The organism is Microvirga sesbaniae (genome assembly GCF_025460805.1).
Lineage (GTDB): Bacteria > Pseudomonadota > Alphaproteobacteria > Rhizobiales > Beijerinckiaceae > Microvirga > Microvirga sesbaniae.
The window spans coordinates 35,755-61,276 of record NZ_JAMXFJ010000026.1 but is presented as its reverse complement, the minus strand read 5'-3'; the positions used below and the strand labels follow the sequence as shown (position 1 = coordinate 61,276).

The window sequence follows — 25,522 nt, the reverse complement described above, 5'->3', positions numbered from 1 at the left end:
AAGCAACAAAGGTTCCCTATGATCAATTTCCGCGGCGTCGTTCCTCCCGTTGTCACTCCCCTCACCGAGAACTTCGAGGTCGATTACCCATCCTATACCAGGGTTCTCGAACATCTCATTGCAGGCGGCGTGCATGGCCTGTTCGTGCTCGGTTCGACAAGTGAGGTCATCTTCCACGACGAGGCAACCCGGCGTCAGATCCTCGAACATACCGTGAAGGTCGTGAACGGACGCCTGCCGGTTCTAGCCGGTGTCATTGACCCGACGACAGACCGAGTCATCGGTCACGCCAGAGCGGCGCAGTCGATCGGGGCCGACGCCGTCGTGGTGACGGCCCCCTTCTATACCCGCACGAGCCAGCCGGAGGTCATTGACCATTTCCGCTACGTGCGTGAAGCGATTGATCGACCGGTGATCGCCTACGACATTCCGGTCTGCGTGCATACCAAGCTGGAGCGAAAGACAACGGTGACCCTGGCCCGCGAGGGCACCATCGCCGGACTGAAAGACTCGAGCGGCGACGACGGCAACTTCCGGTTCTGCCTGCTTGATCTCAAGGATAAGCCCGACGTCTTTCTCATGACGGGTTCTGAGATCGTCGTCGATAATGTCCTTCAGATGGGAGCGCATGGCGTGGTCCCGGGCCTCGCGAATGTGGACCCGCACGGCTATGTGCGGCTGTGGGATCACGCTCAGGCAGGAAACTGGGAGGCAGCACGCAAGGAGCAGGAGCGCCTGTGCCGGCTCTTTGAAATGGTCTGGGTCTCGCTCCCCCGCACCAGTGCAGGTTCAGCAGGGGTCGGTGCTTTCAAGACGGCCATGCGCGCCCTTGGGGTTATTGCCACCAACACGATGGCCCGGCCTCAGCGCTCCCTCAACGCTGAGGAAGCAGCACAGGTGGAGGACATTGTCCGTGCGTCCGGACTCGCGAGCTGAAGTCATGCGTGTCGCCCCGATCCTGGATATCGCCGGCCTCAAGACGGTGTTTCGCATCGGCGGCCGTCCAGTGGCCGCCGTACAGGATGTGAACCTGACGATTGCGCCAGGCGAAACCCTGGCACTGGTCGGGGAGTCCGGATCGGGCAAGTCCGTCACCAGCCTGTCGGTTATGGGCCTTCTGCCCAAAGGTGTCGGACAGGTGGCCGAGGGCTCAATCCTGTTTCGGGGCAAGGCGGGACAAACGCAGGACCTCACCCAACTCGATGCCGAGAGCATGCGGCAGATCCGAGGCAATGACATCGCCATGGTCTTCCAGGAGCCCATGACGAGCCTCAACCCGGTCTATACGATCGGCGAACAGATCGCCGAGCCCATGCGCATCCATCTCGGTCTCAGCCACAAGGACGCGGCGGCTGCCGCGATCAAACTTTTGGCCGATGTCGGCATCCCCGATCCCGAGCGGCGTGCCAGGCAGTTTCCGCACGAGCTCTCAGGCGGCATGCGTCAGCGTGCCACCATCGCGATGGCGCTTGCCTGTGATCCGGTCCTTCTGATTGCCGATGAGCCGACCACCGCGCTTGACGTGACGATCCAAGCCCAGATCCTCGACCTCCTGCAGAAGCTGCAGGCGGAGCGGGGCATGGGGATCCTGTTCGTCACCCATAACTTGGGCGTGGTGGCGGAGATCGCCGACCGGGTGGCGGTGATGTATGCCGGCCGCATCGTCGAGACGGGCACTGTTGCCGAGGTGTTTGCCCATCCACGCCATCCCTACACGATCGGGCTGATGCGATCGATCCCGAAACTGGGAGAAGCGACCGCATTGAAGCGGCAGGGTAAGCCGCTACCGACGATTGCAGGCTCCGTGCCGAGCCTTATCCAGCTTCCGAGCGGCTGCTCGTTCGCCCCACGCTGCCCCTATGCCATCGAAGCATGTCGGGCGGACGTTCCACCCTTGTATGATACCGGCACTGGTCAGAGGAGCCGCTGCATCAGATGGCAGGAGTTCTAAACATGCAGGAGGCGCTGCTCTCGGTCAGGGACTTGACCAAGCATTTCAAGCCAACAGGCTTTTCCCGCGGATCCGTTGTGCGCGCAATCGAGAATGTATCCTTTGATGTACCACGCGGAAGGGTTGTCGGCCTCGTAGGCGAGTCAGGCAGCGGCAAAACCACAATCGGGCGGTCCGTGCTGCGCTTGATCGAGCCAACGTCCGGTGAGGTGCGCTTCAATGGCGTCGACATTACGAAGCTCTCAGCCGCCCAGATGCGCCGGCACCGCAAGAGCATGCAGTACATTTTTCAGGATCCATTCGCGAGCCTGTCGCCGCGCATGACCATCGGGCAAATCCTGACCGAAGGGCTCGAAATCCAGCATCTAGGGACGCGCCAAGAGCGGATCCAACGCGCGAAAGCCGCTCTCGCCGCGGTTGATCTTCCGGCCGACGCCTTCGGCCGCTATGCGCACGAATTCTCAGGTGGGCAGCGCCAGCGCATCGGCATCGCTCGAGCCTTGGCGCTCGAACCCCAGCTGATCGTGGCCGACGAACCCGTTTCGGCGCTCGACGTCTCGATCCAGGCTCAGATCGTGAACCTGCTGCGTGATCTGCAGATTCGTCTCGGATTGACGATGCTGTTCATCTCGCACGACTTGGCGGTCGTCGAATACATCTGTGATACGGTCATCGTTCTGTACCTGGGGCGCATCATGGAGATTGCGCCAAGCGAGAAGCTCTATGCGGACCCGCGCCACCCCTATACGCGGGCTCTGCTCTCGGCGATCCCGTCTCCGGATCCCGCCAAGGCCCGTACTCGACAGATTCTGACCGGGGACATCCCCAGCCCGGCTAATCCACCTTCCGGGTGTGTGTTCCGCACCCGTTGTCCGCACGCGGCTCAGCAATGTGCCGCGGTGGTGCCTCCACTCGAAGAAGTCTCCCCTGGTCACTTCAAGGCCTGCATCCGGCACGACGTCAGCGGATGACGGATTGTTGCATCAGGTCGCGTGGTTCATGGAGGGAATAAAGACAATCTCGAGCTGCGCTCCCGCGGGCGTCCCGAGTGCAAGCAGGATTGTTGCAGGGTAGACCCCCGCCATTTCGGAAGCTGCTTCGGAAGAAGATAGTTCACCAGACTTTCGCCACAGAAAAACCAGGAGGGAGACCCATGACCTCGAAAGCTCTCACAAGATCGCTGGCCGGCAGCGCCGTCGCCATCGGTCTCTCCGTGAACGTCGCGACGGCAGGATCTGGTTGGCCAGATCTTCCGGCCGGGGTGAAGAACGGGATCTCCGCTCATATCGGCGATACGATTTATGTCGGCCTCGGCTCAGCTGGAACAGCCTTCTACTCGCTCGATCTCAAGGATCGTGCAAAGGGTTGGGTCACCCGTTCTGCCTTCCCGGGGCCTGCCACGAATGGCGCAGCGGTCGCGACCTCGAACGGACAGATCTTCGTCTTCAGCGGCAATGGCAAGCCAGCCCCAGATGCCAAGTCTCCGATCATCTTCAGTACCGTCTACAGATATGACCCAGCATCTGACAAATGGGCCAGCGTTGATACAAAGACCCCGGTGGGATTATCAGGTGCAAGGGCATTCAGTATCCCTGACGGGAGGATCGCCATTGTCGGAGGATACAACAAGGATCTCTTCGACAAGTATTTGGCTGACGTGAGCTCTACCGATAAAGAGAGAAATCCGCAGGAATACGGGCGTCTGGTCAGCTCCTACATGAGCATGCAGCCCAGGGCATACCGATGGAACGACAAATTGCTTGCGTTCGATCCCGTCGGTCGTCGTTGGAGCGAACTTGGCGATAATCCGTTCCTGCCGAACTGCGATTCGGGCCTTGTACAGACGGGTGAGGGCGCCTTCCTGATCATCAGTGGCGAGATCAAACCCGGGCTACGCACCCCCAATACCAAAGCGATCAAAATCACCGGCGACAAGGTCGAATGGGAGCAACTCCCGGATCTGCCCGCCCCCTCGCCGGACGTCCTCCAGGAAGGGATAGCCGGCCCATATGCTGGCGCCGTCGGGGGCAACGTGCTTGTGGCGGGCGGCGCGAACTTCACAGGGGCTCGCGCCCGTGCTGAAACCGGGAGCTGGTTTGCTCATGAGGGACTGACCAAGGCCTGGCGCAAAGAAATTTATGTCTGGGATGGGGCCGTGTGGACCCAAGTAGGCCAACTCCCGATTGGGCTCGCCTACGGCGCGGCATTCAATACACCTGACGGTGTGTTGATCGTTGGTGGGGAAGATGAACGAGGCACTGCTCGATCCGACGCATTCTTGCTCAAGTGGGACGGACAAGCTGTCACGATCGAAGATTAGACAGCATTCGGCTCCGTGACTGGGCCGATGCCCATGTCGGATCGCTGGTTTCGCCGGACCGAAGCCCGGCTTTTTCTTATATGCTCCATCATGACCTATGAGGCTATGAGCGAGCGGGTGGGCAGCCAAGCACTCCGACTCTCGTGACCGGTTCAGTTCCTGTAGCAACGTCCTCAACGTCATATGCGAGACGAAAACCAACGTTGCTTGCGGCAGGGTTAACGGTCAGCCGGATTCAGGCAGCGATCCGGATCCCTGACCGCGACGGCATTTCGCCGTTGAGCCTGCCGGCCAGGGAGCCGATCTTGAAGGGATCACTAGTCTACTCCCGGACATTTCCCGCCATGTTGTAGAGGCCGGAACCGCTCGGTGCGACGGCCGCGACCGGGGATGTCCGTCGATTGCCGGCAGCTCGAGAATTCACACCGGGAGAGCGGTCGTGCCGGTCTCCGGCATCGTCCATCAGACATAATGGCGGTCGAGTTGAGCAAAGTGACGGCCGATCGCCGAACCCTGCGGGGCGACGGCCGCCTTGGATGAGGCTAAGGTGACCTCGACCGGGGCGTGACCGAGGATTCGGATCCGACCCTGTTCCCGCAAACGGCAGGTCGGTGATCGGGTCCGTGAAGAAGGAAATGGATATGCCGGAAGCATCGCCAACGTGTTCAACCCAGGTGGCCGACCAGACATGGTGGGCAAATGTGCTCCTGAAGCACTACGGCATCCAGGCCTCTCTCACTCCCTTGGACGGGGAATACGATCTGAACTTCGCCGTTCACCAGGATGGCGGGAGAACCCATGTCCTGAAGGTGATGCGGCCAGGATGCGAAACCTCCCTCATCGAGGTGCAATGCCAAGCGCTCGACCATATCGCGCAGCATGGCCCGGAGGTGGTCGTGCCCCGTGTCGTGAAGGCCCATGACGGATCCCGGTTCGTGTCCGCCGCCGATCGGGACGGTAAGGAACGGTTGGTCTGGCTCATCACGAACCTCCCTGGCCGCGTCTATGCGCAAACGAGCCCGCAGACCCATTCCCTGTTGCGCGAGATCGGCGCCACCCTGGCGATGATGGATCGGGCCCTCGAGGGCTTCGCCCATCCTGCCCTCGGACGAGACATCAAATGGGATCTGCGCCGATCCGGATGGATCCGCGATGCGACCGGCCTGATCGATGGCGCCGGCAGGCGGGAGATCGTCGAGCGGATCGTCGCCGCATTCGACGATGACCTGCTGGGCCGCCTCAACGCCCTTCCCACCACGGCGATTCACAACGACATCAACGATTACAACATGCTCGTGGATGCGAGCACAGGGGAGCCGCGGCTCTCGGGAATCATCGATTTCGGCGACATGATCGACGCTCCGGCGGTCGCGGAACTCGCGATTGCCGGAGCGTATGCGGTTCTCGGCCAGGAGCGACCCGTTGCTGCCCTTGCGGCGCTCGTTGCCGGGTATAACGGCGTCCGGCCGTTGAGCGACGAGGAACTCGCCTTGATCTATCCCCTCGTCCTGACCCGCCTCGCCGTGAGCGTCACGAACTCCGCCATCGTCAAGCGGGAGAAGCCGGACGACCCGTATGTCACGATATCCGAGCAGCCGGCCTGGGCCTTCCTGGAGACGAATTCCAGCCTCGCGCCCGACTGGGTCCTCTCGTGCCTTCGAGGCGCGTGTGGGCGGGCCGGACATCCCCGTTCCGATGCAGTGATGGGCTGGATTGCAAGCCACAGAGGCCGGTTCGCCCCGATGTTTGGCCGGTCCCTCCATGGGATCCCGGTCATCGACCTGAGCGTCGCCGGTCCCGCATCCCCGCGCAATCCATTCGACCTTGATCCCGACGACCTGGACGACGCGGTCGCCGAAGCGATGGGGGGCGCCGACATCGCCCTCGGCCGCTATGGCGAGCCGCGCCTCATCTATACCGGGCTTGAGTTCCGGAGGGCTCTCTACGCGGGATCTCACAGGCGCACCGTCCACATCGCCGTGGACGTGTTCATCGATGCCGGCACCGAGGTCCGGGCACCCCTCGACGGCATCGTGCATGCGGTGGAGCTCCGCACCTCGCCGCTGGACTATGGTGGCGTCGCCGTCCTGGAGCACACGACGCCGGACGGCGACAGGTTCTATACGCTCTACGGTCACCTGGCGGCGGACGTCATCACGCGTCTCGCGCCCGGACAGGCGGTGGTGGCCGGGGAGGTCATCGCTCTCATCGGTGACCGGGCGGAGAATGGCGGCTGGACGCCTCACGTCCATTTCCAGCTCGGCCTGACCACCCTGGGTCGCGGGGCGGATTGGCCCGGCGTCGCCGATCCCGACGAAGCCGCCGGATGGATGGCGCTCTACCCCAATGGGGCGGCCCTCCTGAACCTGGCCGATGAGGAGACCGCCGCCGTCACCGTCGCGACCGACACCGTCCTGCCGCAGCGCAGGAAGCGCTTCGCCCAAAACCTGAAGCTCTCCTATCGCAGGCCGATCACCTTGCTCCGTGGGTATAAGCAGTTCCTGTTCGACCAGGATGGCCGGACCTACCTCGACGGGTACAACAACGTCCCGCATGTGGGTCACTGCCACCCGCGGATCGTCGCGGCGGCAGAGCGGCAGAACCGGCTGCTCAATACCAACACGCGGTATCTGCACCCGGCGCAGGTTGACTATGCGGAGGCGCTGACGTCGCGGCTTCCGGATGAGCTGAGCGTCTGCTTCTTCGTGAACTCGGGAAGCGAGGCGAACGAGCTCGCCCTGCGGCTTGCGCGCGCCCACACCGGAGCCGTCGACACGATCGTGATGGATGCCGGCTACCATGGGAACACCAACACGGCGATCGACATCTCTCCCTACAAGTTCAACGGTCCGGGAGGACGGGGAGCGCCGGACTGGGTCGACGTGGTGCCCGTCGCCGATCCCTACAGGGGTCCGTACAAGGGAAGCGACCCGGAGGCGGGGCGCAAATATGCCGATCACGTCCGCGCCGCCATCGAACGGATCCAGGCGCGTGGCCGGAGGGTCGCGGCGTTCATTTGTGAAATCTTTCCAAGCGTCGGCGGGCAGATCATCCCGCCCCCGGACTACTACCGTCATGCGTATTCGGCTGTCCGGTCCGTCGGGGGCGTGTGCATCGCGGACGAGGTGCAAACCGGTCTCGGGCGCATCGGCACCCACCAATGGGGTTTCGAGACGCAAGGGGTCGTGCCGGACATCGTCGTCCTGGGCAAGCCCATGGGGAATGGACATCCCATCGGGGCTGTCGTCACGACCCCGGCGATCGCCGCCTCATTCGCAAACGGGATGGAGTTCTTCAGCACCTTCGGCGGGAGCACGCTTGCTTGCGTGATCGGCCGCGAGGTCCTTCGCGTCGTCGACGAGGAGGCCCTTCAGGCTCGGGCCCTGGATGTCGGTACGTTCATGCTGGATGGGCTGCGCGGGCTTCAGAACGAACACGCGGTGATCGGCGATGTCCGAGGATCCGGCCTCTTTATCGGCGTGGAGTTGATCGAGGATCCTGACACCCTCGAGCCGGCGCAAAGGCAGGCCTCGTATATCGTGAACCGCCTTCGCGAGCATCGCATCCTGATCGGGACCGACGGGCCGCACGACAACGTTCTGAAGATCAGGCCGCCCCTCTGCTTCACCCGGGAGGACGCATCCCATCTCCTGGACCGGCTCGCTGCCATCCTCAAGGAGGAACCCTGCCGCGTGTAGCGGCGTGGCGAAGCGAAGAGGGATGAGCGTTTCAGGACAATACGGTTCTGAAGTTCGTTGCCAGAACCATGTGGGTTCGCACGTCGGCGACCCCGGGCAGGGTCGAAATCCGGTCCCGAACCCTGTTGAGGGTTTCGACCGCGTCAGCGGCGACATCCAAGACGAGGTCGATGTCGCCAGCCACCGACCGGCATTGGATGACCTCGTCGATCTGCCGGATGGCGTCGACGACGTCATAGGCGGGCGTCTTGTCGAGCTTCACGAGCAGGATGGCTTGGTTCGGCCTTGGCGAGAGGCCGGACGACAGGATGGCGCAATAGCCTTGAATGAAACCATCCCTCTCCAGCCGCCGGAGGCGAGCCGTCAGGGTGCTGCGGGACAGGCCAACGGCACTCGCCAGGTGTTTCAAGGGCTCGCGACCGGAGCGCGCCAGGATCTTGAGGATCTGGCGATCGGTTTCGTCGAGTGCTGTCATGGTGCTGCTCCAGCTCTGGTCATCGCACGAAAGGCTTTCAATCCGCTTGCCACCTGAGAGGCTTAGGCCGATGACGGCTGCCGAGAGGGCACGGAACGACGCCATGAGAGAGATCTTGCTGGCCGAAGGCAAGAGGGTGGCGGGACGCATGGCATTTGCATCTCCGACAGCATGGAAACAACCGGTGAATGAGTCAGGCGGCGTTCCTTGCCTGCGTCGAGCCTCTGGTGCCGGCACCAGGAGCCTCGGATGAATCCCAAAAGTGGTGTCCACTTTTCACGTCCGAGGCTCTAGGAGACCCATTGAACCATTCAGCGCTGGAGCGGTCATATCAAGGGAAACAGCTGCCGGAAGAACTCGGGCGAACGACCCCGCAGGGTGTGATGCCTCCCTGTCTGAAATGAGTCGCAAGGCGTCGAGGCGCAAGGTTCACCGTCAAAACGAACGGAAAGGGCGCGGCCTTCAGGCTGCGCCCTTCAAGACCGTGCATCGGAAACGGGGGCGGCGCGACGTCCGCGCCCGCTGCCCCCAACTCCCCCATCAAAGACCGAAGCATGGGCCGCCGAACACCGAGCGAATGCAGGGCGATCCGCCTCGCCTGCTCCCCGAGGACGTGACCGTCACTCCGCCCTGAGACTCTCGCGGTACGCGGTGATCCCGCACGATCGGGGACGTGCGATGGTCTCTGATCACGGGTTCTTCCCGATGATCTCGGACGATCACGGGGGCGCGATGATCGCGCACGACAGGCGGCATGCGATGGTCGCGAACCACGAAGCCGCTGCCATCATAGCCGCGGTCACGGGCTGCGGCTGCGTCGTGTACGGCAAGAACAGCGAGACTTGCAGAGAGTGCGATGGCAACGCGGGTCAATGTCCCGATATCAGCTTTCATGGATGGCTCCTCTTCGACACGTGAGGAGCTTACGATGGGCTCCATCCAGCATCTGTGATGGAGATCACAGGCTTGATGTCGCCGCCTGGGCTGTCTGGCTCGCGGCCCATCAATCGGCCCTTGCGGCGTTGATCTCGATGATGTTGCGGTCAGGGTCGAGAAGATAGATCTGCGGGTATCCGACCCGCATCGAGGTTCTGATGCCCATCGGATCATCTGGGCTCGTGCCCTCGCGGTAGCCTTGGGCTTTGAGCGCCTCCAGGGCCTGCCTGTAGCTGGCGACCCGAAGGGCGAAGTGGATGTCGTTGGCATCCATTCCTTTGGAAGCCCGGAATGTTGCCTGAGCATCCCCGACAACCAGATGCAGCTCTTGGCTGACGCCGACCCGGAACCACGCCCCGGCCACCGGCAGGGCGGGCCGCGGGATCTCGGTCAGGCCGAGGATCTCCCGGTAGAAACGACGGGAGCGTTCCAGGTCCGAACAGGGGAGAGCCACATGATGGAGGTCGGTAATCTCCATGATCCTCTCCTGGCTGGCCTCCGTCGGCTCACCGTGAGCAACGGCTTGAGCGCATCCGGACACTATGGCGGGTCTTGTTGCGCCCGGCAATGCGCCTTGGGAGGGATCGAAAGAACCCCTCCCAAAGAACCCCTCCCTTGGGGTGAGCCCCGCTTCCGGCTGACGCCGATCGTCGCGGAGGGCAGAGGCTCTTCAGAACCTTACCCAGAATGCGGCTTTCCGGAGCATGGATCGGCGGTGGACCTCCGTGCCGGACCCGGGAGGAAAACCTCTCCTCAGAGCGAGACGCCGAACCGGCCTGCCGCCGAGCGGATATGGCTTTGCATGGCCAATTCCGCCGCGTCAGGATCTTGGCTGGCGATCCCCTCCAGAATGGCCTCGTGCTCAGACACGGTTTCATTCAGCCGATCGAATTGCGCCATCGGAAGGCGCTGACTTTCGACGAGCATTTCGCGGACCGGCCGATACATGGCGGCGAGAACCGGGTTTCCGGAGAGCTCAAAGATCAGGTCGTGGAATTCGGTGTCGTTGACGGCGAGACTGATCACGTCGCCCGCCTCGAAGGCGGTTCGCATCGCATCGGTGCACCGTCTCAGGCGCTCCTCGGCGGGTTTGTCGATGCGCGCGGCTGCGAGCCTCGCAGCGTAGCCTTCCAGCCCCAGGCGTGCCTCGTAAACGTCGGCCGGCGTGCAGCGATCCGAGTAGCGCCACAGCGGCCGGCGGGCATCGGCTTTTGCGACGAAGACTCCGCTGCCCGCCCGTACGGTCACGAGACCCATGGTCTCCAGCACGGTCAGGGCCTCCCGCACGGACGGACGGCTGACGCCCAGCTGCTCCGCCAGCTCCCGCTGAGAAGGAAGCCGCTGGCCGGCCTTGAGGCCGCCCTTCAGGATCAGGCGCTGGATCTGATCGACGATGCCGCGTGGCACAGGCGTGCGGTCGGCGAGCTCCAACTCGGACAGACTCACTGCATCACTCGTCATCGGCCACCCCCTTCTCGGTCTCGCATGGAAAGCTCATGCTGCGTCGGGCTGAGCCCATGAGCCTCATTTTTGATCATCCCTGGACCGCATTTTAATCGCCTCGGATTCCGGATTGGCCTTGACCATGCGCCAGGATGGCTGCACGATCAACTGGTCAGATTGGTAAGACCAGTTTGGCCAATACGTCCGGCCGACGCAAGCGTCTGAGGAGCCGGTTACCAGATGGCAGCAGAGAATCGGTCGCCGGCCATGGAGCCGGCGTGCAAGATGGAGGACCAGATGTCAGCGAAATTCACCCGGCGCGGCACATTCGTCGCAGGTTTAACGGCCGTGTTCGTCATGTCGGCAGGGACGATGGCCTCTGGGGCCGACATGAAGGTCGGAGCGAACGTCGGCAACGTTCCGTGGGAGTTCCAGAACGAGAAAGGCGAGATCGTCGGTTTCGAAATCGACCTTGCCAAAGAAGTCGGCAAGCGCCTGAACATGAACGTGTCGTTCGTGAACATCCCGTTCAACGGATTGTTTGCTGCGGTGCAGTCGGGTCAGGTCGACGCCGCCGTATCCTCGATCACCATCACCAAGAAGCGCCTCGAGTCGGTCTCGTTCGCCCAGCCCTATTACGACAGCGACCAGTCGCTGGCGGTGCGAGCCAATTCCGGCATCAAGAACCTGGAAGGGATGGCGACCAAGGTGGCCGCGGTCGATACGGGTTCGACCGGCGACATGTGGTCGACGCAGAACCAGCAGAAGTACAAATTCTCGGACATCCGCCGCTATGAGGGCTTGGCTCCCGCCATGCTCGACCTCGCGGCGGGCCGCATCGACGGCTATGTCAGCGACATCCCGGCCGTCCAGTATTACATCAAGGACAAGCCGATCTATCAGGTGGTGGAGCGCATCCCGACGGGCGAGCAGTATTCGATGATGTTCGCGAAGAGCAGCCCGCTGGCGGAAAAGGTCAATGCCGAGATCACGAAGATGAAGCAGGACGGAACCCTGGCGAAGATACACGAGCAGTGGTTCGGCGCCAAGGCCGAGCCGGATTCGGCAACCGTCAAGGTCATGGAGATGCCCAAGCTCTGACGGCAACTCTCCCCGAGCGTCCGGCCTCCGCGCCGGGCGCTCGGCATGGTCACGAACATCGAGGTGCTGCCCGTCATGTCCATCTTCGACACCTTCCTGAACTGGAAGGTTTTCGTTCAAACGCTACCGCTCCTGCTGTCGGGTCTGACCACGACGCTGACTTTGGGCGTGACAGCCATCGTCCTGGGCTTCGTCGGCGGCCTGGTCCTCGCGCTGCTGCGACTCTATGCCGGCTCACCTCTCAGGCAGATCGCCATCGCGTATATCGACGTCTTCCGCTCCATCCCAATCCTGGTCCTGCTCGTCGTCATCTACTATGCGCTGCCATTCGTCGGGCTGCGGCTTTCCCCCTTTGGGGCTGCGGCCTCCGCCCTGAGCCTCGTCTCCGCCGCCTATTCCGCCGAGATCGTCCGGGCCGGCATCGAGGCCGTGCCGACGGGTCAGTTCGAAGCTGCCCGCGCCTTGGGTCTCAGCCCCTGGCGGCGCATGAGCGACGTGGTGCTGCCGCAGGCGCTTCGAATCGTGATTCCACCGATCACGTCCAACTCCATCAACGTGATGAAGGACACCGCGCTCGCGTCCGTGGTGGCGATGCCGGACCTGCTCAAACAGGCAACGCAGGCCCAGGCGCTGGCGGCGAACCCGACGCCTCTCATCAGCGCGGCCGTGATCTACATTCTGCTCCTGATGCCGCTCGTGCGGCTCGTGGGGGTTTTCGAGAAGCGGCTTGCGGTGAGGGGACGATGACGCGCCCGATTATCGAGATGAGGAACGTCGTCAAGTCGTTCGGTCTGTTCAAGGCGCTGCATGGCGTCAACCTCCAGGTGAAGGAAGGCGAGATCGTCGTCGTCATCGGTCCGTCCGGGTCGGGCAAGTCCACGCTGATCCGCTGCATCAACCAACTCGAGGAGCACAACAGCGGCGAGATCATCGTCGACGGGGCGGAGGTCGGCCGCGGCCGCAAGAGCACCGTGCTCACCGAGGTGGGAATGGTGTTCCAGAGCTTCAACCTCTTTCCGCATATGACCGTTCTTCGCAACGTCGCGCTCGGACCCGTCCGGGTGCGCGGACTGTCGTGGGCTTCGGCCGAGGAGCGCGCTCGGCGCCTGCTGACCCGCGTGGGTCTCGAGGGTCACGTGGAAAAATATCCGGCGCAACTCTCAGGTGGGCAGCAGCAACGTGTCGGAATAGCCAGGGCTCTGGCCATGGAGCCGAAGGTCCTGCTCTTCGACGAGCCGACCTCCGCCCTGGATCCGGAGATGGTGGGCGAGGTCTTGGACGTGATGCAGCAACTCGCCAAGACCGGGGTCACCATGGTCGTCGTGACGCACGAGATGGGCTTTGCACGCCGAGTCGCCGACCGGGTCGTCTTCATGGACGGGGGTCGAATCATCGAGGAGGGGCCCCCCGACGAGATCTTCAATGCGCCACGCGATCCGCGCCTCGGAAGCTTCCTTCAGGCCGTCCTGTCACACTAGGCTGAGACATCCGTGCAGACCCTGTTCCCAAAACGCTTGACGCCGTCGGCCTTCAGCCCTTTCGGCGACGTGCTGTCCTTCGACCCGGACCGCAGCCGGCTGGTCAATGACGGGCGGGCCCTGCGCTTCGATACCGACACGCGCTTCGACCACGCATCCCCCGATGGACGGCCCGTGCTTGCCGTCTACCGGGCCAGCGGCGGGCCGCTGCCGATGCGGCTCTCGACCTTCGAACGGCACCCACTGTCCTCGCAGACATTCGTGGCTCTTTCCGTCGAGCGGTTCCTGATCGTTGTCGCTCCGGAGGATCAGACCGGGCTGCCCGATCTCGATCGCGCCGAAGCCTTCGTCGGCCATCGGAGCGAAGGCGTCAACTACGCCCGCAACCTCTGGCACGCTCCGATCGCGGCGATCGGCCCAGACGGCGATCTTCTCATGTTCATGTGGGAAAGCCGCTCCCCTGAAGATTGCGTTTTCCACCACCTCCAGGAGCCGCTTGTCGTCGGCTCGATCCAATCGTCCGCAGAATAGGTGCATCCATGTCTCTTGACCTCGCCTTCGTCCGCTCCCAGTTTCCCGCCCTGGCGGATGGCTTCGCCTATTTCGACAATGCTGGCGGCTCCCTTGTCCTGCGCAATGTCGCCGAACGCATCTCGGACTATCTCCTGACCACCAGCGTGCAGACCGGCGCCAGCTACGAGCACTCGCAACGGGCCACGAATCGGCTCATGGAGGCCCGCACCAAGATCGCGCGTCTGCTCGGCGCGGAACGACCCGAGGAGATCGTCCTCGGCCCTTCGACCACTGTCCTGGCCCAGTTTCTGTCACGCGCCATGGAAGGGCGCCTCAAGGCGGGTGACGAGATCGTCGTCACGAATTTCGACCACGAGTCGAATATCGGCCCGTGGCGCTCCCTGGAGAAGCGCGGCATCGTCATCAAGGAATGGTCCATCGACCGCGACAGCTACGAGATCGACCTGAATGAACTCGATCGCCTGATGACCGAGCGGACCAAGCTCGTGGCCGTGACCCATGCCTCGAATATTCTGGGCACCATCAACCCGGTCAAGGAGATCGCGCGCCGCGTGCACGAGCGTGGCGCCGAAATCGTCGTCGACGCCGTTGCCTATGCGCCCCACCGGGCCGTGAACGTGATCGATCTCGATGTCGATTACTATATCTTCAGCTTCTACAAGACCTACGGCCCGCACTTCGCCGTCATGTACGGCAAGTACGAGAGGCTGCTCGAGCTCGACGGGCTCTATCACTACTTCTACGGTCGCGAGAAGGTGCCGATGAAGCTTGAGCCGGGCAATACCAATTACGAACTCGCCTGGGGTTCCGCCGGCATCGTGGACTACGTCGATTCCCTCGGCGGCGGCACCGGCGACCGGGCCGCCATCGACCGCGCCTTCGACAAGATCGCCGCGCACGAGACCCTTCTGGGAGAAAAGCTGCTCGCCTACTTGAGGGACCGCAACGACGTGCGCATTGTCGGGCGCCGCGACAGCGCTACGGATCGCCGCGTGCCGACCATCGCCTTCAAGGTGGACGGGCGCGACTCGGCCGAGATCGTCCGTTCCGTCGATGCCGACAGGATCGGCATCCGCTTCGGGGACTTCCACTCCCGCCGTCTGATCGAACACCTGGGCCTTGCCGAAGGGAATGGCGTGGTCCGCGTCTCCATGGTGCACTACAATACCCCCGAGGAGGTCGACCGGCTGATCGGAAGCCTCGACCGGTCACTCACCTGAGGAGGATGGCGATGGAACTCGATCTCGCGATCAAAGGCGGCACCGTCGTCACCGCATCCGACACGATCCGTTGCGACGTGGGCGTCAGAGGCGAGCGCATCGTTGCGCTCGGTGAAAATCTTCGCGCCCAGCGGGAAATCGATGCGTCCGGTCTCCTCGTGCTGCCGGGAGGCATCGATAGCCATGTTCACATCGCTCAACCGTCAGGTCCCGGTGTGGTGATGGCGGATGACTTCGCCTCCGCCACGGCGTCGGCCGCGGCGGGCGGCAACACGACGGTCCTTCCCTTCGCGCTCCAGCAACGGGGCGCGTCCCTGCGCGCCTGCGTCGAGGACTACAGGAGGAAAGCCGAAAACGAGTGCTACGTCGACACGGCCTTCCACCTGATCGTCTCGGATCCGACGCCCGAGGTCCTGGGGCAGGAGCTTCCCGCGCTGCTCAAGGACGGCTACACGTCGTTCAAGGTTTTCATGACCTACGATGATCTCGTGCTGAAGGATCGCGAGCTTCTCGACGTGTTCGAGGTGGCGCGTCGGGAGCGCGCCCTCGTGATGGTGCACGCGGAGGGGTATGACGCGATCCGCTACATGACCGAGCGTCTCGAGCGCGAGGGCCGTACCGCTCCCTATTACCATGCTGTTTCCCGCCCGGAGATCGTGGAGCGGGAGGCCACGCATCGGGCGATCAGCCATGCGGAGCTCGTCGATGTGCCGATCATGATCGTGCATGTGTCCGGTCGCGAAGCGATGGAGCAGATCCGCTGGGCACAGTCCCGCGGCCTCAAAATCTATGCCGAGACCTGCCCGCAATACATCACGCTCACCGCCGAGGACCTGCAAGGCCCGGACATGGACATGAGCGGGGCGAAATACGTCTGCTCGCCTCCGCCGCGGGACGAGGAGAGCCAGGCGGCCATCTGGGAGGGATTGCGCAGCGGCGTGTTCCAGACCTTCTCGTCGGATCATTGCCCATTCCGATACGATAGTCCGTCCGGCAAGCTCCACCCGAACGGCAGGAGCTCCTTCCGCTGGGTGCCGAACGGCATCCCGGGTGTTGAGACACGGCTGCCCATTCTGTTCTCGGAGGGGGTTTCCAAGGGACGGATCTCCCTCAACCGCTTCGTGGAACTGACCGCCACGAACCACGCGAAGATCTACGGCCTTTATCCGCGCAAGGGTTCCATCGGCGTCGGATTCGACGCGGATATCGTGCTCTGGGATCCAAACCGGCGCGAGGTCATCCGCCAGGAGATCCTCCACCACGGTGCCGATTATACACCCTGGGAGGGGTTCGAGGTCACCGGCTGGCCGGTGATGACGCTGCTGCGGGGCCACATCGTCGCCGAAGACGGACGGATCGTCGGCGCCAAGGGAGCCGGCCGCATCCTCGCGCGGGACGTATCGGCCTATGCAGCGCCGGCCGGCACCTGAGAGCCGGGCCGAAATCCGCCGTCCTGATGCGAAAGCCAATAGACGGGGGCCCCGGCCCGCAGGCTCGCATCAGCCCACGGTGATCGGGGCCGACATTGCCGGGCATCATTGCCAAGCGTCATTACGAAGCGTCATTACCAAGCGTCCTGGACGGAGTTTCCGCTGCCGAGGAGCAGGCTCGGTGCGAATGGGATGAGCCCCACGATCACCGGAACTCTATGACGCTCCGAACCAGGCTCGAGAATAAGACACGGTCTCGTGCAGATCGCTTGCGCCAGGGTTGATCAGCCCGAAGGGGAGATGGCCGAGGGCTCTCCCTGGCGCGACAGCTTTCGGCTCTATGGCCGAGAAGCAATGGCAAACGATAGGATCGCCGCGATAGCGGTTGACGGCCCCAACGCGCTCGAACCAGCCGGTCGGCCAGCCATGCAGAAGAATATGGGGCTCGAGCCGCTCCCGCTGAGGCGGCCCTTTGGGTCCGCATGATGCGCCAGACAAGAGTGGAGCATCGGATCCGATCCCAAAAGTGGATTCCACTTTTGGGATAGATGGCCTAGGAGGTCGGCGGAGCCGCCTCCTTGACGGTCCCGCGAGGAGGTGCGGGCTTTCGCCCGCGGTGCTTCGCGGATACGGCCAGGGGGCGAGGCTCGCGACAACCGGATTCGGATAATGCTCCAGGGTGGCCCCGGTCGCAGCATCGACGCCCATGCCCACGAGGCCGCCAACGAGCACGTTGCCCACAAAGCCAGCCGCACCGCTGCCGGCGACCCGGGTTTGAACCATGATGTCCTGGCCCTCGTAGCCGTCCTTGGAGAAGGTCGCGATGAACTCCGCCTTCCGATCGACCTGCAGGCCGGATCGGGGCGGCGACCAGCCACAAATGTTGTATCGAGGATTGATTTTGCGCCCGCTGCTTTGGTGCCGCAATCGCCCAAGCAATGCATGCAGCCCCTGACCTTTCTCGCAGCCCACAGGTGCGGAAACTCCTCAAGCTCATGGCCATGAATTGCCAGCGGTGATGGAATGAAGGTCATGCAAGACCCCAGGTCTCTTATGCTGTTCAATCCTAGGCAGGGATAACGCCTCGCTCCATCACTGGCGTTTCATCCACCCGCTCCTAACCCGCCCTACGGGTCCGAACGCTTCCTCGGCCGCCGCACAGGCCCGGGCCTCAGACAGCCGCGAGACGAGACTGCCGTAATATGACAGGCGTTCGTCGAAGAAACTGGCATGGCGCCCCCCGTCCTGCCAGTCCGCCGGCTGAAGGTTGAGCCGTGCAAACCGCGTCCGAGCTTCGGCCAGATCAATTTGCCAGGAGGGGCATTTCGTCCCCAGCATTCGAGCCGCCACAAAGTCGTCCCAAGCAGCCTGTTGCGGATCTCGAGTCTGGGCTCCGGCTGGAACTGAAAGCAGATGAGCAAGGATCACAGCCGTATAGAGGCTGGCGGTCTGGAAGCCCTCGACGATGGCCGCTCGATGGGGCGGTGCCATGAGACAAGACCCGAGGCGGATCGACCGCATCCTCGCCTCCCTATCACCGTCATTATTGTACCACATCTGACGGGAAGCGGGGACCGGTTTCACGCCCCGCACCAGGGCCTCGATCGAGAAGACAGCGCACTGATTTCCCTGAGGTCAGAATGAGACAGATCAGCGCCTCTCTTCGGCGTCTTGCAATGGGATGCACAACCTGAAGCTCTGGACAATCCGGCTGGCTTCAAGATGGGCCGGTGCTCTGATGGGACGAAGCTTGTGCAGGAAGAACCGCAAGACGGGCAAGCTCCTTTCGAACCACCCGGGCGGTCTTGGGGCCGATGTGCTCAAGCCGCTTGAGGCGGTCAGCCATCGCTTCGAGTTGATCAAGGGTGGTGATGCCGTGCTTGCAGAGCCCTGCCCAGGCCTGACGCGGCAGCCGAAGCCCGTGAATGGGCCCCGTGATGCATTCCATTGAAGCCATCGCTCTTGTCTCCCAACTCAAGGCGCATGGAGCTCACCTCGTGCGGGTTGGTCAGAAGTGTCCGCATGAGGCCGTTCAATGAAGACGCGTGAGCCCGCCCTTTATTCCACGGCAGCCACCGGCTCGCAGGTCGGGTATCCCGGAGGTTTCAATCATCGGGACTGCTCTATGACGATGCCCGCGTCCCGCACCACTCATCAAGTTGCACGACGGCCATAGCCCCCTCTGCCGGCCGGCCCGCTGGCAGTGTTCGCCCGCAACAACTTTCCATCATATCGCGGTTTTATTTTGCGACCCGCTTCTCACCCGCCTTGTTCACGTGCCAGATCACGACGTGGTAGTGGGGCATCTCGACGCCAGGATGGCCCTCGTTGAAGTACATGGAGACATGATCGTTTCGGCCTGCAAAGCCCGCCAGATCGAACTTCTTTCGGTTTGCCACATCCTCGACTGGAATCATGTAGATGGTGCTCACCCTTCGTCCTTGGCGGTCATAGGCGAGGAAGGGGCCAGCCGGCAGCGTCTCGGGGCGGACGTAGAGAATGCCTAGTCCAGGCAGAACGCGGGGGATCTTCACGAGATCGCTGACGCGCTTGAAGCCGCGAGGCGGAGGAGGTTTCAGAGAGGTCTGAGCTTCGACGGCCGAACTCGTCCAGATCAGCAGCAGGCTTGCGGCAGCGAACAGCTTTCTCATGGTGAACGTCCTTCAGCCTCAGAACACCCACAGGAGCCGACCTCGTCAGTGTTGTCCTCGCTGCTCCCGCCATCGCAGGAACTCGTCAAACAACCGCTCTGTGTCGGTCTTCGCGTCCTCGGTTGCTCTGTGTTCAGGCTTGCCGGATCGCGATACCGACCCTGTGGAACGGACGCCGGCTTTCTGGGCCTGCACCGTCTGCAGCCACTGCTCGGCGGGCTTGAACCGCCTCCAGTCCGGCAGGACGGCCGCAAGATTCACCTCCCGCCACTTGGGATGGCGTAGTGGGGCCTGGAACGCAGAGACGCGGGACAAGAAGGCTTCGGTAAAATTGCCCAGCAGCTGGTAGCGAGCGCTCTTCTCCGGCCAGTTATAGGCTATGAGCGCTGCTCCTAAGGCCACGGTTTCGAGCCTCTCGCCGGCGGGAATGAGGCTTGGATAGTCTTCATGCGTGAAGACAGCAGGGAGGTAGGGCGTTGCCTCGGCCGGGAAAGGAACCTGAACAAGGTGAAATCCGCCATCGCGCGTGAGGCGCTCAACGATCGCTGCGGGCTTCGGAGCCAGAAAGAGCGTTGCTGCAACTCGACCCTGCCGCATCTCTGCAACAGCCTCATCCAGGCCCAGGTAGACCTCCGAGACTGGAACGCGGAGCGCGCTCAAGAGATCACGCGCGATGTCCGCGCTGCTTCCGCCATCATCGCCAAGATTGACCGGCTTGTCGATAAGATCCGAGACCTGCCGGATGTCCTCACGTGCGATCAGGTGAAGCTCTTCGTTGAACAGCTTGGCGATGTAAACCAGCTTGCTTCTCAGGTCCCCAAGCTCTTGAGTCTCCTGCAGGCGCGTGAGCAGGCGCTCGTTGGCGATCGTCATGTCCACGCCGGGAAGCGCCAGGACATCGCGTATGTCATGAACGCCGCCGCGGCCGACAATCGGAAGAACCCGCAGAGCCAACTCACCGTTGGGGCCGGTCTTCTGCCCACCTGTGAGGACCCTCGCAATCTCGCTGACAAGCGGGAGGACCCCACCTTCAGAGCTTCCCGCGACAATCCCGACGGTATTCGGGTCCCGGGCTGGTGCGGTCTGTTTGACGGACGGTGCCGAGGCTGGCGTCTGCGCCGTGGCCGGTGACGGGAGCAATTCCGCCAGTATGAGAAGCGCCGCAGCCAGGGCGCCTGTCCAGATCGGGGATCCACCACCGGGAACCATGTTGGCCTCCTGCGCGTAGCACCTGAACCGTTGGCGGATGGAGACCTTAGCACAAGCTATTGTCGGCTTGCGCCTACACCCAAGAGTTAGCCCAATGGGTGACGGAATACGGGTTGTCGGTGATGGTGCTTTTGCTCACGACAAATCATAGACTTGAGCTTGGAGGCGACGCTCTGCACTGCGCCAGGCGGCGCACCTCCGGCCCGTGCCCTTGAGGTAGGGCAATCGTCCTGATGCTAGGACCGCCAAAGCTGGCTATCGTTTCGCACCTGGGAGATGTGGCGGTCCCCTTGGTGTTCAGGACTTGGCGGAGAGAGGCCGGATGGCGGCGTTGCTGGCCTCTCTTCCTGCTCGATTCAGCCATAGCGTTCGCCCATGTTCTCAGCTCTGCCATCATGCTGGTTTGATCTGATAGCGTTTATCGAGGAGTTCTGTAACAGCCGCAGGCTCCACTCGGCCCTTGGCTACCTGAGCCCGAAGCAGTTTGAGGATCAGCACGCTCGGGAGACGGTCAATCTCGCGGTATGATCGCTGCCTACTCCAAAGGGCGCACTCCAGACACGGGTCTCTATCAAGGACACTGACATTGCCCCAGATACTCTGGAGAGATTGTTCACCCCATTTACGACCACAAAGCGAACCGGCGTGGGGATAGGCCTCTCCATCGGCCGGACCATCATCGAGGCCCATGGCGGTAAGATCTGGGCGGACTCGATAGCATGACAGGGGACAACCTTCTACATCACTTTGAGGACAGGGAAGGATGAGGAGCTTGCAGAAGCGTCTCGACCAGGCCGGTTCCAAATTTTCCTATCACAGGACGGGATTGCCTCGTGATCGAGTTGACTACCATCGAGCACGATCCGCGCAGGGAGAGCGTACTGCACAGGTTAACAGCGCACCTAGCGGGTGGGACACTGCGATCGAGAACAGTGGTTACGCCAAGAGGATCTCAACGCCTCATTTTTCTGGCTGCAGCACAGTGCGCCTGCCAAGCGGACTGATGCTACCCTACGCTGCTGTAATTGGGCCGCTTGACATGCCCGGGTTCTGCTCAAGGATGGCGCAGTTGCTCCTGGCAGGCGGCATCGAAGCAGTTTTAGCTTCCGCCGTCATTCATGGCCTTGGCAAGTCGTTCCAAACCCAATCTGAGCCTCTCTCTATGGGCCTCTGGAGGCGGGTATGATCGTGCAAGTTTCTCAAGACCGACCCTGAGCTTTTCCATCTGATCGTCGGGGGTCGGAACTTGGGGTTCAGGGGGCGAGGGCGCCATGTTAGATGGGCTTGGCGGTACGGGCAGGTCCAAGGGAGAGGGGGACGATGGAGGTTGCTGGCCTGCCGAGGCTACCCTCAGGGATGGAGCGGAAGGCTTGCTGATAACTCGGCTTGCCATCCGTTTTTGTACCGCTGCTTTCGGTACAGTTCGAGAATGCTTAACCACCCTCTTGTGAGCGTCGGTCTTGATCCGAGCCAGTGCAGAAAGACCAAGGTCAGGCTGAGTTGGATCCGGCGCGGTCCACCCGAGCACTAACGCGACAACGACAGTTGGCACATACCCGGTTCGCATTGGCCTCGTCCCTCCCAGATGATGCCTCCAGAAAATGGTGGAACCCTGTCCCTGCGCGGTATTTGACCTTAGGGAAGGATTGATCCGCAACCGGCCACTCGTGAGCAAAGGTAGTAGTCTCGTATCGCCTCTGGGGTAAGGTCCTGCTTCCGTCAGCCTCTCGGTCTTGCCGCGAGCAATTCCGCCAAGTGCTCATGCCTTAGCACTAGTTCCGGCATAGTCAAAAAAGGCGCTTGTCGCTATGATGGTCCCGGTTCAGCCATGGTCCTCGCTGGCCTCCTCGACTTGAGCCTTCTACATGCCTTGGCAGGCTTTGAGCGGATTAAGGACGGCGAGTTGCTGCCCAAAGTTTCGCTTCCTGATTTAAATCAGCCTTGTGCTGGCCTTTTGGAAAGGTGAATTGCCTTCGTCATGCATGCGCCTGAGCCACACCGGTCAGAGGTAGAAATCGCCTTTGCTTAAGCTCGTGAGGTTTGTCACTTTGATCTGGAAGTCAGCAACCTTATCGCCATTCACGTCACCTGACACGACACCGTTGACGAACTTTAGTTGACCGGATTTTCCAGTAAACTCCGATCTGCCGATGAAGCTGAAGGCCTGATTGCCGGCGACCTTGGCGTTGGCATCAATGCTGCGCAGATCAATATGGTCGCTTCTGCGAATGAAGTCCTTGATCGTGTCGATGGAAGACCCGCGGGATTGACCGGTTGAGGTGAATACAAACGTGTCCGCCCCGCTGCCGCCATACAGCACATCCCTGCCAGAGCCGCCGATCAGAATATCGTCCCCGCTCCCACCGGAAAGAACATCGCTACCGCCTTGGCCAGAGAGCCCGTCGTTGCCTGTCCCACCTTTGATGGTGTTGGCCACGCTATTGCCGACCAGATTGTCTGCATAAGCGCTGCCGATGAGGCCCTCAACACTGGAGAAGCGGTCGCCTTCGGCCTCTCCTTGGTTAGCCGCAGGTGATGTCAGATTGGCTACGACAGCCGCAGAGGCATTGGCATAGCTGGCGGAGTCGATGCCATTGCCGCCATTGAGATAGTCGCGGCCGGCGCCACCGATCAGAACATCACTGCCAGCTCCACCATAAAGGGTGTCATCGCCAACACCTCCGACGAGCTTATCGTTGCTGCTGGTACCGGATAGGGTCAGGTTGACCGGGATGGGATCTGCCCTGCGGGTAAGTGTTACCTCCGGATCAGAGACCAATGGGTCAGGGACGACGGGACTGCTCGGCGTGTCTACGGGTGTTTGATCGATTGCAGTGAGCGTTTGATCACCTGATGACGGCGCAAACTCCGCCAGTTCATATAACCTGTCCGCGAAACGGTACCATTCAATATTCGAGACAAGGTCATTGCCGTCCGGTGCTCCGGAGCGAAGGTCTGTGATCTCAATTGAACCGTCGGAATGCCAGCTGATGGCGTAGTCGGAACGATCTCCGGTGAATACAGCGGTGTCCGTGCCGCTCCCTCCGTCCAGCAGGTCATTCCCCTGACCGCCAGTGAGCGTGTCGCCTCCGGCATTGCCGCTGAGCGCGTTCGCCGCTTGGTTGCCGATGATCGTGTCCGAGCCTGAGCCGCCAACGGCATTCTCAATCAGCGAGCGGGTATCGCCCTGATAGAGCAAGGCATTGGCGATGCTGCCAGCCGCGAGCTTCGAACCGTCATAGCGCAGCCCGGCCAGCTGGGTCGTAGAGGTGGTCGTCCAGTTCCCCGGACGCAGATCGACCTTAAGGTTGGCACTATAGCTCGAGAAATCATACGTATCGGTGCCGCCACCATCCCAGACGGTTAGCAAGATCCGGTTGCCCCCAGGGGGCCCCTGGCCGATACCGTCGATGAACATCTCGCCGGTCGTCGCACTCCAGGAATAGACCGTGGCCGCACTGTTGGTGGTGTAGTTGGCACCGTAGAGCTGCTGCACGGCGGAGATGTCATACATCATCAGCGACTGAGCAAAACCCCAGGTCTCGTTGACGTAGCCGGTGCCGGTCGATGCTCCGATGAAGGAGGCATAGCTCATGACCGTATACTCGATGGAGTCTAGGTCCACCGGCATACCGCTTTCATGAGGGTGCTCCAAGCCGAGCGTATGCCCAATCTCGTGCAGGAAGGTCAGGTAAGCGTAATTGCCCTTCATGGGATTGCTATACGAGCCACTGGACTTGTTAAACCAAGCGTCACCGCCCTCGCCCGACGTGGCCGGGAAGTAGCCCCAGGCCGTATTGGGCAAATCGGACATGGCAAACCGCAGATCGGCGTGCCGGGTTGAGGTCTCGCTGATCTGTGTGAAGGTGAGGTTCGCGACCGACGCGTACATCGAGAGTGCAGCACGTACGGTCGACTGCTGCATGGTGTTGAGGGCGCCGAAGTTTGTGGAAGTCTCTCCGTCGCCATAACCGGTGCCGTAATAGGAGCTGGCTGTCGGGAAGCTGTAGGTGAAGCTGTTGGCGGCCCATTTCAACTCGCCGAGGAGGCCATCGATAGAGTTGTCGCCACTAATGTTAACGGAAGTGACAGCAGGCATAGCCCAGTACGTCCTTGTTCTTGATTGTTCTTGCCGTCCGGCCGATCAGCGCTGGTTTTGCCGGCTTCGTCAAACCGCACGGGATAGATCTATTTTCCTTAGCTTTATTCATGAAGAGTGCAAATGTGACTGATGCTGGCGCTGCAATTTGTCGCAATCGCTGTCGGTAGGAGCCAGTGATCCTTGAGAACTAGCTGTTTGTCTGGTTTGTCCAGAGAGTGTCTCGCCCGATCCAGCAGCCCTCATCATTCAACGTAAAGTCCCGGTTTTTCGAATGGCCGAGGCCAAGAGGCAGCCAGAAGGCATCACTTGACACAGACGGGCCAAGAGGTGCAGCCATCCCCAGAGGCCGCGAACAGGCGAATTCCCGGACAACCCAACGAGATCCGCGAGAGAGTCCATCGAGCGGTCCAGGTCATTTGATAGTGCCGTTTAACCGCGCCGCCAGGACGGTGCAACCTCAGCTTTGAGTATGGTCAAGCTATCCGTAAGGTGAGGTGCGAACCTGTCACTGAATGCGGTACTAGTTTCATCAGAGCGCCATGAACCAAGAGCAAGATGGTGTTAGCCTTGGGAGGATATTGCATGAGCTTCGTTCAGCAACCCGAGCCAGCACGTCACGGTGAAATTTGTGCCTACAACTTGTTCAGGAACAAATGTCTTCCTGAAATCGTCTGTGCCGTCCCGGAGGATCACCCAGTTCCCCGATTCATTGACTCCGAGCACTGGGCATTTGAACAATCTCTCTGCTCCCCGGAAGCAAGCCCACCTGGCTTTGACAGCCTGGCCGCACGCACAGGGGTGCGGTTCAACGGCTTTTATCTCTTCTATGCCTTTGCCGCGACCTCGGCTGTCCACTCCACCCTGGAGTTCATGATGGGGACCCTCTAGGAGACCAACCCGTTCCGCATATGCCTTTGGTTCTCCAAGGCGCCGCGGGGCTAAATCACCCCGCAGCCGATCCTGAGTTCCCGGTT

Annotated in this window: 19 protein-coding genes; 13 read left to right on the top strand and 6 right to left on the bottom strand. The window is 61.9% G+C overall.

Annotated elements, in window-relative coordinates:
* The first annotated feature begins 18 nt into the window (after positions 1-18).
* The 5 genes from OCW50_RS25020 to OCW50_RS25000 all read left to right on the top strand — a co-directional run bounded on the left by OCW50_RS25020 (position 19) and on the right by OCW50_RS25000 (position 7,969).
* A complete protein-coding gene (locus tag OCW50_RS25020) occupies positions 19-936 on the top strand; it encodes a dihydrodipicolinate synthase family protein (RefSeq protein WP_262299394.1) in 918 nt (305 codons plus the stop codon).
* A gap of 4 nt (positions 937-940) precedes the next feature.
* The gene (locus tag OCW50_RS25015) at positions 941-1,951 is read left to right on the top strand and encodes an ABC transporter ATP-binding protein (RefSeq protein ID WP_262299393.1); all 1,011 of its coding nucleotides are present in this window, start codon (positions 941-943) and stop codon (positions 1,949-1,951) included.
* Positions 1,952-1,953: 2 nt separating this feature from the next.
* The gene (locus OCW50_RS25010) at positions 1,954-2,922 is read left to right on the top strand and encodes an ABC transporter ATP-binding protein (protein WP_262299392.1); all 969 of its coding nucleotides are present in this window, start codon (positions 1,954-1,956) and stop codon (positions 2,920-2,922) included.
* A gap of 182 nt (positions 2,923-3,104) precedes the next feature.
* Entirely contained in the window at positions 3,105-4,271 is a 1,167-nt protein-coding gene (locus OCW50_RS25005) for an N-acetylneuraminate epimerase (protein WP_262299391.1), read from the top strand.
* A gap of 641 nt (positions 4,272-4,912) precedes the next feature.
* Positions 4,913-7,969: an aminotransferase class III-fold pyridoxal phosphate-dependent enzyme gene (locus OCW50_RS25000; protein WP_262299390.1), complete on the top strand. Its 3,057-nt coding sequence runs from the start codon at positions 4,913-4,915 to the stop codon at positions 7,967-7,969.
* A 31-nt stretch (positions 7,970-8,000) separates the two neighbouring features.
* On the opposite strand, the gene OCW50_RS24995 is transcribed toward OCW50_RS25000, so the two are convergent.
* From OCW50_RS24995 to OCW50_RS24985, 3 genes are all read right to left on the bottom strand, one after another.
* Positions 8,001-8,444: an Lrp/AsnC family transcriptional regulator gene (locus OCW50_RS24995; RefSeq protein WP_262272241.1), complete on the bottom strand. Its 444-nt coding sequence runs from the start codon at positions 8,442-8,444 to the stop codon at positions 8,001-8,003.
* A gap of 1,003 nt (positions 8,445-9,447) precedes the next feature.
* Positions 9,448-9,858 carry a VOC family protein gene (locus tag OCW50_RS24990; protein ID WP_262299389.1) on the bottom strand — a complete coding sequence of 137 codons (411 nt, stop codon included), beginning with the start codon at positions 9,856-9,858 and terminating at the stop codon, positions 9,448-9,450.
* A gap of 275 nt (positions 9,859-10,133) precedes the next feature.
* Complete coding sequence (locus OCW50_RS24985; protein ID WP_262299388.1) at positions 10,134-10,841, bottom strand: FadR/GntR family transcriptional regulator; 708 nt, start codon at positions 10,839-10,841, stop codon at positions 10,134-10,136.
* 279 nt (positions 10,842-11,120) lie between these two features.
* On the opposite strand from OCW50_RS24985, the gene OCW50_RS24980 reads away from it, so the two are divergent.
* From OCW50_RS24980 to hydA, 6 genes are all read left to right on the top strand, one after another.
* Complete coding sequence (locus tag OCW50_RS24980) at positions 11,121-11,924, top strand: transporter substrate-binding domain-containing protein (RefSeq protein ID WP_262299387.1); 804 nt, start codon at positions 11,121-11,123, stop codon at positions 11,922-11,924.
* A gap of 75 nt (positions 11,925-11,999) precedes the next feature.
* Positions 12,000-12,671, top strand: coding sequence for an amino acid ABC transporter permease (locus OCW50_RS24975; RefSeq protein WP_262299403.1), 672 nt, complete (start codon positions 12,000-12,002; stop codon positions 12,669-12,671).
* Positions 12,668-13,402 carry an amino acid ABC transporter ATP-binding protein gene (locus tag OCW50_RS24970; RefSeq protein ID WP_315974472.1) on the top strand — a complete coding sequence of 245 codons (735 nt, stop codon included), beginning with the start codon at positions 12,668-12,670 and terminating at the stop codon, positions 13,400-13,402. Before OCW50_RS24975 ends, OCW50_RS24970 begins: the two co-directional genes overlap by 4 nt.
* A gap of 12 nt (positions 13,403-13,414) precedes the next feature.
* Positions 13,415-13,933: an ureidoglycolate lyase gene (locus tag OCW50_RS24965; RefSeq protein ID WP_262299386.1), complete on the top strand. Its 519-nt coding sequence runs from the start codon at positions 13,415-13,417 to the stop codon at positions 13,931-13,933.
* An 8-nt stretch (positions 13,934-13,941) separates the two neighbouring features.
* Positions 13,942-15,156, top strand: coding sequence for a cysteine desulfurase-like protein (locus tag OCW50_RS24960; RefSeq protein WP_262299385.1), 1,215 nt, complete (start codon positions 13,942-13,944; stop codon positions 15,154-15,156).
* 11 nt (positions 15,157-15,167) lie between these two features.
* Positions 15,168-16,586, top strand: coding sequence for a dihydropyrimidinase (gene hydA / locus OCW50_RS24955; protein ID WP_262299384.1), 1,419 nt, complete (start codon positions 15,168-15,170; stop codon positions 16,584-16,586).
* Positions 16,587-18,826: 2,240 nt separating this feature from the next.
* Here the strand turns inward: hydA and OCW50_RS24950 are convergent.
* Both OCW50_RS24950 and OCW50_RS24945 read right to left on the bottom strand, forming a co-directional pair.
* A complete protein-coding gene (locus OCW50_RS24950) occupies positions 18,827-19,237 on the bottom strand; it encodes a DUF5602 domain-containing protein (RefSeq protein ID WP_262299383.1) in 411 nt (136 codons plus the stop codon).
* Between the two features lie 45 nt (positions 19,238-19,282).
* On the bottom strand, positions 19,283-20,446 hold the full coding sequence (locus OCW50_RS24945; protein WP_262299382.1) for a TAXI family TRAP transporter solute-binding subunit: 1,164 nt from the start codon (positions 20,444-20,446) through the stop codon (positions 19,283-19,285).
* A 531-nt stretch (positions 20,447-20,977) separates the two neighbouring features.
* Between OCW50_RS24945 and OCW50_RS24940 the strand changes: the two genes are divergently transcribed.
* A complete protein-coding gene (locus OCW50_RS24940) occupies positions 20,978-21,169 on the top strand; it encodes an ATP-binding protein (RefSeq protein ID WP_315974474.1) in 192 nt (63 codons plus the stop codon).
* 1,279 nt (positions 21,170-22,448) lie between these two features.
* Here the strand turns inward: OCW50_RS24940 and OCW50_RS24935 are convergent.
* Complete coding sequence (locus tag OCW50_RS24935) at positions 22,449-24,545, bottom strand: M10 family metallopeptidase C-terminal domain-containing protein (RefSeq protein ID WP_262299381.1); 2,097 nt, start codon at positions 24,543-24,545, stop codon at positions 22,449-22,451.
* Positions 24,546-25,130: 585 nt separating this feature from the next.
* Between OCW50_RS24935 and OCW50_RS24930 the strand changes: the two genes are divergently transcribed.
* The gene (locus OCW50_RS24930; protein ID WP_315974471.1) at positions 25,131-25,436 is read left to right on the top strand and encodes a hypothetical protein; all 306 of its coding nucleotides are present in this window, start codon (positions 25,131-25,133) and stop codon (positions 25,434-25,436) included.
* The last annotated feature ends 86 nt before the right edge of the window (positions 25,437-25,522 follow it).

Coding starts and splice junctions, on each gene's coding strand:
- OCW50_RS24980 (WP_262299387.1), top strand. CDS start 11,121: ATGTCAGCGAAATTCACCCGGCGCGGCACATTCGTCGCAGGTTTAACG.
- OCW50_RS24945 (WP_262299382.1), bottom strand. CDS start 20,446: ATGGTTCCCGGTGGTGGATCCCCGATCTGGACAGGCGCCCTGGCTGCG.
- OCW50_RS24950 (WP_262299383.1), bottom strand. CDS start 19,237: ATGAGAAAGCTGTTCGCTGCCGCAAGCCTGCTGCTGATCTGGACGAGT.
- OCW50_RS24960 (WP_262299385.1), top strand. CDS start 13,942: ATGTCTCTTGACCTCGCCTTCGTCCGCTCCCAGTTTCCCGCCCTGGCG.
- OCW50_RS24985 (WP_262299388.1), bottom strand. CDS start 10,841: ATGACGAGTGATGCAGTGAGTCTGTCCGAGTTGGAGCTCGCCGACCGC.
- OCW50_RS25000 (WP_262299390.1), top strand. CDS start 4,913: ATGCCGGAAGCATCGCCAACGTGTTCAACCCAGGTGGCCGACCAGACA.
- OCW50_RS24990 (WP_262299389.1), bottom strand. CDS start 9,858: ATGGAGATTACCGACCTCCATCATGTGGCTCTCCCCTGTTCGGACCTG.
- OCW50_RS25005 (WP_262299391.1), top strand. CDS start 3,105: ATGACCTCGAAAGCTCTCACAAGATCGCTGGCCGGCAGCGCCGTCGCC.
- OCW50_RS25020 (WP_262299394.1), top strand. CDS start 19: ATGATCAATTTCCGCGGCGTCGTTCCTCCCGTTGTCACTCCCCTCACC.
- OCW50_RS24975 (WP_262299403.1), top strand. CDS start 12,000: ATGTCCATCTTCGACACCTTCCTGAACTGGAAGGTTTTCGTTCAAACG.
- OCW50_RS24935 (WP_262299381.1), bottom strand. CDS start 24,545: ATGCCTGCTGTCACTTCCGTTAACATTAGTGGCGACAACTCTATCGAT.
- hydA (WP_262299384.1), top strand. CDS start 15,168: ATGGAACTCGATCTCGCGATCAAAGGCGGCACCGTCGTCACCGCATCC.
- OCW50_RS25010 (WP_262299392.1), top strand. CDS start 1,954: ATGCAGGAGGCGCTGCTCTCGGTCAGGGACTTGACCAAGCATTTCAAG.
- OCW50_RS24995 (WP_262272241.1), bottom strand. CDS start 8,444: ATGACAGCACTCGACGAAACCGATCGCCAGATCCTCAAGATCCTGGCG.
- OCW50_RS25015 (WP_262299393.1), top strand. CDS start 941: ATGCGTGTCGCCCCGATCCTGGATATCGCCGGCCTCAAGACGGTGTTT.
- OCW50_RS24970 (WP_315974472.1), top strand. CDS start 12,668: ATGACGCGCCCGATTATCGAGATGAGGAACGTCGTCAAGTCGTTCGGT.
- OCW50_RS24930 (WP_315974471.1), top strand. CDS start 25,131: ATGAGCTTCGTTCAGCAACCCGAGCCAGCACGTCACGGTGAAATTTGT.